Below are 10,307 nucleotides of genomic sequence, written 5' to 3' on the forward strand. Positions count from 1 at the left end.
TCCTCGCCTTCCTGCGCCACAGCGAAGCTAACGTGCCGCCCCAACTGGACATCCATCTCGTCGTCGATAACTACGCCACCCACAAGCATCCCAAGGTCAGGACCTGGCTCGCCCGACGCCCGCGTGGCCACATTCACTTCACGCCAACCTACGCCTCCTGGCTCAACCAGGTCGAACGCTTCTTCGCGCTCATCACCCAACGTGCGATCCGGCGGGGATCGTTCGATTCCACCGCCGACCTCGTCAAAAAAATCGACCGCTTTATCCGCACCCACAATGCAGATGCTCGCCCCTTCGTCTGGACCGCAACTGCCGACTCCATTCTCCAGAAACTCGCGCGACTTTGTCAGCGAATTTGCGGGACAGAACACTAGGCCACGTTCATGTGGGGCACCTCTGCCGTTTCGAGATGGCCGGGCCTGGCTCGGCGCGTTTGAATTGTCGGACGAGGTTGATACGACAGCACTGAGCAGGGCGAGCTTCGCCTGGCTCGAGGGGTGTGCCCATTTGAGGCGAAGAGACTGTTCATACCGATCAGTGCGCGCGATATCGACAATCAACCTTGTAAGCGGCAAGGTCACGGTGGCGTTCCCATGACCTTGGCCGGTATCCGGTCCGCGCTCGCCTCGCCGCAAAGATGGGCATACAGCGCGACCACGCATTGATCCGCGTTCCTGGTGTCACGCTTTCCCGGGACGATGGTGAGATTGGCAAGTTGATAGAACGGTTCGCGCTCGCGGATCAATTGAGTGATCTTGTTCCCCCGGTCCTCGGTCTGCAACAGCGGGCGGGTCGTGTCACGAGCAAGGCGCTTCCTGATCTCACCCGCGTCGGTATTGAGCCAGATCGAGACCCCTTTCTCGACGACGCGGCGCTGCGTCTCCTCATGCATGAACGCGCCGCCACCGGTTGCGAGCACCACTGGCCCCCGCTCGAGACACTCCGCGATCAAACTGGCCTCGAGGCCCCTGAAATACCGCTCCCCTTTGCTCGCAAAAATGTCCGTGATCGACATGCGAGTCATCGTCTCAATCTTTTTGTCGGAGTCGATGAAGGGCAGCCCTAGTCGTCGCGCAAGATGTGGGCCGATAGTGGATTTGCCGGAGCCGGGCATGCCGACGAGCACGATCGGCCGGCCGTCGAGGGCCGCGACAACCTCCTTTGCGGTCGGTGATCGCTCGAACGTCCCTGTTTGTCGGGTAGATCGCAGCGCAAAGCCAGCGCCGACGCCAGCTGTACGCGCCTCTTCGATTGAAAAGTGGGGAATGTTTTTGACACCATCGGGTATCGCAACTTCTCTGCAGATCTCGCGCACGTGCTGCGTGAGCTGCTCGATCTTACGGTCATCCGGTGCATCGCTTCTGCGCAGTCGCTGGAGCTCCTTATAAGTATCGTGATTGGCAATTTTGGCTTTGTAGCTGGCCGGCGTATGAAACTCCGCCTCGAAGCGGTAGCCATCCGGCGTGGCGAGCACAGTCTTGATGCCGGCAAAGGTCGGAGCGCTCATCCTGAACCAGTTTGCTGTGCTGAATTCGGTGTAGCCTTGTTCCTCAAACGACAGAATGGCTTTCCGGAAGGCCTTTGCAAAATCCTTATCGGGCGCTTCGAAGACATGGCGCACGGCGTTGCTGATCAGCTGTGAGGCGCCTTCGGGGACGTCATTCACAGCCAAGAGTTGATCTGTGAGAGAGCTTTCCGTCTTCAATCGATGGTCGAGATGGGGCATCTTCACATCGATGCCCGTTTGCCGGAGATCCTTGGCAACCTGAAGCGCCGCTGCAGTGATCGCCTTTTCTTCGACTGAGGCGCGCGCCACCTCGGTCTGGGCGCGCTCCGAGGCCAGTTCGCGAGTTAGCGTCAATTTGATGGCAGAATCCTCGGCAGGCTGCCGGTCAAAGGGACGAGGCAGAATCCCTTTCTCCGCAGCAAGGTTGATCGAGGCTTCCATGATTGAAGCCGCCAATGTGGGATTGTCCTTCAGATCTTCCAAGGTCGTGTCGACATTGAACATCCCGTGATTGAGGGTCGCCGCCATGCTCTTGACATAAGGCACCGACTTCAGGCCCGGCGTCTGCTGCAGGAGCCTCTGGAGCCCTTGGCTTTTCTTCATAAATAGCTGGACGCTGGTGTCGGATTTAAAGGCGTCCGTTCCGACCTTGATGCCGAGGCTCAGGAGATTGCTTGCGCTTTGCACGAGGTCATCGGCAATGTACCCATCCGGCCGTGGACTGATGCGCGGAGGATAGTTGTCGAGCAAGGCCTGGATACGGTCGCGCGGGTGAGTGGCCGCCGGATAGGTCTCCGCCAGGTTTGGGAAAAGCTCTGCAAGCTCCGGGCTTACCGTCAGCTTGGTATCGCGCGCGCTTTCGACTGTTTCGGGCAGCACCTGCTCATCCATGCTTGCTGCCCACGCGACAAGGTCGGTGACGAGGAACTCGGCAATTTCGTGGGCAACTGCATGGTCTGCAGCCTTGATTTCGGGCCTCGCTCTGTCGAGCATGTGCTCGACATCCTGGGCGCTCACCTGCTCCTGGTTCAGTAATTGAAGGATGTCGCGCTGAAGTTCGTGATGAAACCCCTCGTAAGTTCCAAACACGGCGCGCTCGGCAAACCAATGTCGTGCTTGATGGGACTGCGCCAGAAAGCTCCGCTGCAGGCCGGTATAAACCTCCAAAGTATCCCGCGTCGCCGCGAGGATCTGGCTGGCACGGCTAAATTTGTAATCATTGCCCTCGATTGCCGGCGTATGCGATTTTGGTGGCTTGAGCGAACGAACCCCGCGGGCTTGCTCCTTGTCATCGAACAGGCGAACATGCTCATAAAGCTGCGGCCGGTCACCGATGATAACAATCGTATCTCCGTCGAAATCGCCGTCGAGCTTTTTCTGCTCACCGGTCGGGACGGCGACCAACGACCCCGGAGCAAACACCTCGGTCGCCTGCAGGATGCCGACGCAATCGACCAGCGTGTCCGCCTTGACGCGGTCCTTGCGCTCGGTCCAGCTCGACTGGCATTTGACGTCCTCAGCCGACATCACCAGGCCACGATCTGCGTAGTCGGCCGGCCACAGCTCATCCGGCACCACGATCAGGATGCCTTTGGCAAAGAAGCTCGGATCGTCGGCCGCCAGTTGCTCCCGGGACTTCTCAGCGACGCTGAAACTGTATTGCATGGCCACGCATCTATCGAGGAATGCCCCAGTCGGGTCCCCATCAGCTGCTGACTTGACGCGTTTGTAGTCAAGCGGGCGCAGGTTGGGATTGTCATAGGGAGACCGCCCGATCAGCACGCCCCCCGTTCCCGTCAACGTCTCGCTCTTGCGTTGTGGCAGATGGAGGTAATCGTCACTGGACGGGACGGCAACCGCGCCGGAACCGTCGATGTGGCCTGCCGTCACCGTACGAAACAGATGCTCGCCTATCAGGCTTCCCTCTTCTCTGCTCTCCAGCCAAGCCTTGGCTTTCTCGCGCGCCTCGCCCGCCACTCGCTCACTACGCGGATAATGTTGCAGCGCCGAGGCCGGAACGGACGATCTCCTTGCTTCGCCATAGGGCGGCGTCCGATCGGGACCTTCCTTCGGGCCGGCACGGCGAACGGCGAGCATACGCTCGGCCAGCGAGGCCTTGATGAAGCCACAGCCGTCATGCGGTCGCAGAGCAATCGGGCCTTCCGGTCCGGTCAGTCTGAAGGGATGCGCCTCGTTGGCCGGGCGGTCTGGCGCCAGCAACAGCTTGAAGGCGCCCTCGAGCGCGTAGTCGTGAGGGCCGAGATCCTTGATTGCGGGTGGCGCCGCAAATCCCCTACGCTGAGTGTACCAATAGGCCTCTTTGAAGGGCGCCCAGGCGCGCATTAGCTTCTCGAAAGACGTTCCCGGAGCGGTTTCGGCATAGGGAATGGCGAGCAGCTTTCCTCCCGAGGATGCGGCTGCCGGCTTGGCTGGAGCACGGGCGGCGATTTCGAGCACGGTCGGTTTTGGTGCCTTTAACTTGCTGCCGCCGAACAGGTCCATGCGGTATGGCACCCCCTTATACGTGAACGTGCGCGCCAGCATGAGGGCGCTCGGCTTTGCTGGCAGCTGCACGGCGACCACCTCGATCGCCCCTGAGGTTAGCCGATGAAAGATCGAGTATCGTGTCTCGGGCTCCGTGGCCAGAGGCCGTCCTTGCATGTCCACCACCGGCAACCGCATCAGACCAGCCTCGCCCTGTGGGGGCCTCGGCTCGTGATCCATGGCTCGCAATACCTCGTGGACATCGAATATGGACGCAGGATATTTGTCCTGGATCGTTGCCGCGTTCTGCTCGACGAATGCGTCCAGCGCATCGACCGGGCTCTCCGCCTCGATTTGCGCGATCAGGTTCCAGCTCATGTTGGAAAGATCGCCCTGAATGAGGTCGCGCGTACTGGCCAGGGTCTCTTTGGTACCGTGCCGCAACTCTTGCTGCCTCTTGCGCAAATCGGCCTTCTTGCCCTCGATATCCGGTCGCTTGAACATGTTCGCCAGAACCGCACGAGCCTTGATCACCTGATAGATCGAGAGCGCTGGAGCGCGACTGGCGAGCGGCCCACGGGTTCGCTCTGCCGCGCTTGCATTGAAGTGTGCCTCGACCTTTTGCTCCACGACCGGCTGGAGATCGTTCAGCAAGTGGAGAGCCACTCTGCGATGCCAGCGCAGGTGCGGGCTGCGCGCCAGCGGCACCAGCGCGGCACAGAGATTGCCGATGGTTTCGAGGTTATTCTCAGCGGCAAAACCAGGGGCACGTTGCAATTCGTTGAGCCGATCCAACCCGGTCGAGGCAAGTGAGCCAAGATCCTCGAACAGCCGAGTCTTCGCCAAGGCCTTGAAAATGGTGGCGATGGTCCGAGCATCGCTCTGCTCCAGCCGATCATTGTCGTAGTGAAGGTGATGGGCCAGCTGATGCAAGCGATCCTTCAGCAGAGCGGTCTCTGTGATCTCTCCCGTCTCCTCCCCTCTCACGATACTTCGCCCCAGGGCATTGGCGATCATGCTAAACTGCGGCGTCGTGAAGGCACCGAAGCGTTGGCCTGCCCGGCCTAGTCCGCGTGCGACGTCCACCAGCGCCCGGTGACACGCTGCGTCGTCGGGCCACTTGCTGAAGCCATTCATCAGATATGCCATCTGCTCCGGCGTGAAATCGGAGAGCGGGCGGCGACCGACCTCACCCGCGATTACGGCCGCGGCTTGGCAAGTGTCCGGGTCTTCCGACCACTTGCTGAATCCGTTCACCAGATTCGCCAGCGCCTGCTGAGTAAAACCGGAGAGTTGATCGCCACGGCGACGGACCTCACGAGCGATCGCGACCGTCGCTTGGCCCGCGAATGCTTCTTCCGGCCATTTGCTGAACCCGTTCACCAGGTTCGCCAGCGCCTGCGGGTCAAAACGCAAGAGCTGGGACGGCAGCTGACCTGCGATTGCGACGGCAGCCTCGCGACAGCCCACCGCGTCCGGCCACTTGCTGAAACCGTTCACCAGGTTCGCCAGTTCCTGCGGGTCAAAACGCAAGAGCTGGGGCGGCACCTGACCGGCGATTGCGACGGCAGCCTCGCGACAGCCCGCCGCGTCCGGCCATTTGCTGAAACCGTTCACCAGGTTCACCAGCTGCTGCGGATCAAAACGCAAGAGCTGGGACGGCACCCTGCCGGCGATTGCGACGGCAGCCTCGCGACAGCCCACCGCGTCCGGCCATTTGCTGAAACCGTTCATCAGGTTCGCCAGGTGCTGCGGGACAAAACCCAAGAGCTGGGACGGCACCTGACCTGCGATTGCGACGGCAGCCTCGCGACAGCCCGCCGCGTCCGGCCATTTGCTGAAACCGTTCACCAGGTTCGCCAGCGCCTGCGGGTCAAAACGCAAGAGCTGGGACGGCACCTGACCGGCGATTGCGACGGCAGCCTCGCGACAGTCCGCCGCGTTCGGCCATTTGCTGAGACCGTTCACCAGGTTCGCCAGCGCCTGCGGGTCAAAACGCGAGAGCTGGGATGGCACCTGACCTGCGATTGCGACAGCGGCCTCGCGACAGCCCGCCGCGTCCGGCCATTTGCTGAAACTGCTCGCCAGGTTCGCCAGCTCCTGCGAGGCAAAACGCAAGAGCTGGGACGGCACCCTGCCGGCGATCGCGACGGCAGCCTCGCGACAGCCCTCCGCGTCCGGCCATTTGCTGAAACCATTCACCAGGTTCGCCAGCGCCTGCGGGTCAAAACGCAAGAGCTGGGACGGCACCTGACCTGCGATTGCGACGGCAGCCTCGCGGCAGCCCGTCGCGTCCGGCCATTTGCTGAAACCGTTCACCAGGTTCGCCAGGTGCTGCGGGTCAAAACGCAAGAGCTGGGACGGCACCCTATCGGCGATTGCGACGGCAGCCTCGCGACAGCCCGCCGCGTCCGGCCATTTGCTAAAACCGTTCACCAGATTCGCCAGGTGCTGCGGATCAAAACGCAAGAGCTGGGACGGCACCCTGCCGGCGATTGCGACGGCGGCCTCGCGACAGCCCGCCGCGTCCGGCCATTTGCTGAAACCGTTCACCAGGTTCGCCAGCTCCTGCGGGACAAAACGCAAGAGCTGGGACGGCACCCTACCTGCGATTGCGACAGCACCCTCGCGACAGCCCGCCGCGTCCGGCCATTTGCTGAAACCGTTCACCAGGTTCGCCAGCCCCTGCGGAGCAAAACGCGAGAGCTGGGACGGCACCTCACCGGCGATTGCGGCGGCAGCCTCACGACAGTCCGCCGCGTTCGGCCATTTGCTGAAACCGTTCACCAGGTTGGCCAGCGCCTGCGGGTCAAAACGCGAGAGCTGGGACGGCACCTCACCGGCGATTGCGACGGCAGCCTCGCGACAGCTCGCCGCCGAGGAATGTCGGCCGAACGATAATGCAAACAGAGAAAGTGCGATGGGATCGATTTGCTTCATAAGCGCCTTGTCGAGGCGCGACAACCGAACCGCTAAGGCCTGGCAAGCTCTTATGCCGGCCTCACCTCCAGCTTCCCGGCTCAGCTCATTGCATGTCGTGGCGTATCCCCACGAGGACCGGATATTTTCCTCCAACAGCGGCACAAATCGAGCATCGAAGCGGGCAGCTGCGGTTTGCAGAAAGTCTGAAAGATCCTGCCTTCCCAGCTGCTTGCTGTAACGTACAACTGCGCGTGAGAAAACGCTGATGTCGCGAGCGCTGGCGATTTCCCTTAAGGCGGCATTTAGTTCATCTGAACGTCTAGAATGCCTTTCCGGTATTCCAACTTGGACGTTCTGCAGGGCAGCATTGTCGATATGCGACCTCCCGGTTCGGCCACTTCGGTCAGAGATGGATTGGCCATGCGGCGCCAGCCTGCCTGTTTGCGGGCGGTCAGTGGTCCGATCGGCGCGTCGCCGGTCGCCATCCGAAGCCGATGGAGTAATTTCCAGATTGGCTGCGCCACGATCAGGTCCATGGGCTCGCTCCGAGCTCCCAGGCTGGAATGGTTGCGCAGGCGCATCGGCGACGCACCTTCCTGGTCTACCACTTCCCTCAGACACGGACTGCGTATCCAGTGGGCGTCTGCTCGCGTGCGAGCTTTCAGCCTCTCGATCGTCGCGCCAGAGCTCCTCGCCAGTTTGACGCGAGAAGCCTGCATCTCGCCTTGGTCTCCCACTGTACGTTCTATAAGGTCTTTGCAGGCCCGGGGTTTGGACATTCTGGATAGGCGCATCGTGAACGCGCCCCCCTTCTGGTCCAGCCCCCCCGTGCGACGGGAGAGGGCGCCCTAGCGGGCTTTCCGTCTCTGGATCATCGCGCGGCAGTTCCCCATCAGTTCGCGACGAGCCGGATTCCGGCAAGGAGCGCAAACGACGACGACTTCCACCGATTGCGGCCTGCAACGCGACCCCGAGGAGCCGATGTGCACCGGAGGAGGGAGCAGCAAATCGGCCTGCACCGCTGTCGCGCTGCATGCTGCGAGAATCCGAAGGACCTGAATCCTGAAGCTCGGACCGCATCCGATCCACAATGGAACCGAACGATGGCCCCTCTTCACCAGGAGCACAAGCCGGTTTGGCGCTAGAACCGTCAGCGCCTCGACCTTCAGCGGCACCAAATTCCGAAATGGGCGACTTGTCGCCCTCGTCAATGCGTCTCATTATCTTTATCCAATGTACCTGGATGCCCTGCCCTGACGAGTGCGACAGCCACTTGTCGGCTCGACCGCTATCCTCGTGGTCTGATGAGCTACCGAATGGGTTCGCCGAATCAGCGACCGCCAAACACGCGAAGCTCTTTGAATTGCATGCTCCCCTTTAGGCACAAGAGACTTCGAGCTCGCGGTGAACGCAAGCGGAGCCATGTACGTCGCTTTTTCGCTGCCCATTTGCTGACCGAACGCCGTGATTCCTGCGCCCTTCGATTCCCCATCGGCAACGCGACAGGCGTATTGAAGACTGGCAATGATGTGCCCATTCCGATCACCTAGAGGCTGGCTCGCGATCAGTATCGTGTATGGTGCAGTCGAGCGACGGACAGCAAGCGCAACTCCGATTAGGGCCCGCAAACCGAAAGTAGAACATCGTACAAAAGAAAACGGTTGCTTCATTCGTCAGTGCTTTCGCGGGCATGTCTGCGCGGACTGTACAACTTGACGCAGGGTCCGATTCAAGCTCTGCGCTCTATGTCGCGTGAGTGGCACTCCTGAACTTTCGTCGCTCTTCCGTCATAGGCTTTGCGGCGACGCGCACCCGAGCCAAGCTCGACTCTGTTGGATGGCCAACGGCGCTCGCAATTTGAGAAATCGACGGAAGGCCAATACCTCGGTCAAAATCAGCTATGAGCCCATCGCGATCGAAGGTTTTGCGTTTGTTGACTGCCCCACCTAACGCATCCTCGATGCGTTTGCTTACGAACAGCTGACGAACTCCAGCAGGATCCAGGGAACCCACGGCGAATGCATGATTCTCCGGTCTTAGCGCGAGTGGTCGCCGGCTTAGGCAGATGTTGTGGGAGAGCGTTGATGACTGCCTGATGATGAATCCACAGAGCAAGTTCAGGAGCACTATCGTCGTTTGCAGGATCACAGGTCGAAAGGTTCGAAAAACGCGACGCTTGCGAGATCTGATTTGGCCGCGACGGACAATGCGACAACCAGCATCGTCGAAATTCTCTGTGCGGGCGCTGATCGCGTCAATGAGACAATGACCGGTTGCTATATGAGTCTATTGCGACCATTCCTTTAATCATAGATCATCGAGTTGCGCGTACTGAAAAGAATTATCGATCACGTAGGTCATTCTGCATTGGGGCATATCAATGCTGGCGCGCTCGGACATGATGACGCGATCCGCGTCCGGATCGTACAATGCGTATTTCCCCCGAAAGCTTGTTCCTGCTTTTCGTTTGCGGTAAGCACATAAGCCGCTGATCGAAAGATCAAATGCAATGGCGACGGATGTGATTTTTCGCTAGCGGTTGGTCCTTAGTGCTACTTCGAAATCCGAGATCTCGTCTTTTACAATGGCCGGCGTCCCCACTCGAGCCTTGACGGGGCCACCCCGGATCAAGCTTACTTCAGCCCGCTGCCGTTCCGCGCGGCAGCTTAACTCGGCAGAAGCTCCACTTATCGACGCGGAATTGCTGTTCAGACAACCGAGGCCAGCTCTGACCCCGTTCCGGATCGAAGATGGTAGCTGCCGCAGATCAGTCGGTTTTCGGCGTCGTAGCCATGGTGAAGGTGCCATCGAACGTCAGATTGCCGTTGGCGTTGTAGGTCGGCGTGACCGATCCAAACGCGCTGACTTCCGTGTCATTGCTTAACGAGCCGGGCGTGGAGGTCCGACACGCTCGCCTGCCAATTCTGCAAGTTTTTCGTGCCGCCTTCTTGCATCATCTCCTGCGTTTCCGAGTCCTTGGCGATCCGATCGACCACTCTAACCGCCAGCTGCACCAGGTCTCCAGTGTTCTGTCCCGCAAATTCGCTGACAAAGTCGCGCGAGTTTCTGGAGAATGGAGTCGGCAGTTGCGGTCCAGACGAAGGGCGAGCATCTGCATTGTGGGTGCGGATAAAGCGGTCGATTTTTTTGACGAGGTCGGCGGTGGAATCGAACGATCCCCGCCGGATCGCGCGTTGGGTGATGAGTGCGAAGAAGCGTTCGACCTGGTTGAGCCAGGAGGCGTAGGTTGGCGTGAAGTGAATGTGCCCACGCGGGCGTCGGGCGAGCCAGGTCCTGACCTTGGGATGCTTGTGGGTGGCGTAGTTATCGACGACGAGATGGATGTCCAGTTGGGGCGGCACGTTAGCTTCGCTGGGGCGCAGGAAGGCGAGGA

At 60.4% G+C, this 10,307-nt stretch carries 3 protein-coding genes and 1 pseudogene; 1 reads left to right on the top strand and 3 read right to left on the bottom strand.

Annotated features, from left to right (window positions below; translation table 11 throughout):
• A partial coding sequence (locus FNJ47_RS40760; RefSeq protein ID WP_175068486.1) for a transposase occupies positions 1–374 on the top strand: 374 nt, incomplete at its 5' end.
• A gap of 203 nt (positions 375–577) precedes the next feature.
• Here FNJ47_RS40760 and FNJ47_RS40765 read toward each other — a convergent pair.
• The 3 genes and pseudogenes from FNJ47_RS40765 to FNJ47_RS40775 form a co-directional block, all read right to left on the bottom strand.
• A complete protein-coding gene (locus tag FNJ47_RS40765) occupies positions 578–6,931 on the bottom strand; it encodes a shikimate kinase (RefSeq protein ID WP_236000388.1) in 6,354 nt (2,117 codons plus the stop codon).
• Positions 6,932–7,215: 284 nt separating this feature from the next.
• Complete coding sequence (locus tag FNJ47_RS51870) at positions 7,216–7,449, bottom strand: hypothetical protein (RefSeq protein ID WP_236000390.1); 234 nt, start codon at positions 7,447–7,449, stop codon at positions 7,216–7,218.
• A gap of 2,461 nt (positions 7,450–9,910) precedes the next feature.
• A pseudogene (locus FNJ47_RS40775) lies at positions 9,911–10,307 on the bottom strand (transposase); the annotation flags it as partial.

Source organism: Bradyrhizobium uaiense (assembly GCF_010811875.1).
Taxonomy (GTDB): domain Bacteria; phylum Pseudomonadota; class Alphaproteobacteria; order Rhizobiales; family Xanthobacteraceae; genus Bradyrhizobium; species Bradyrhizobium uaiense.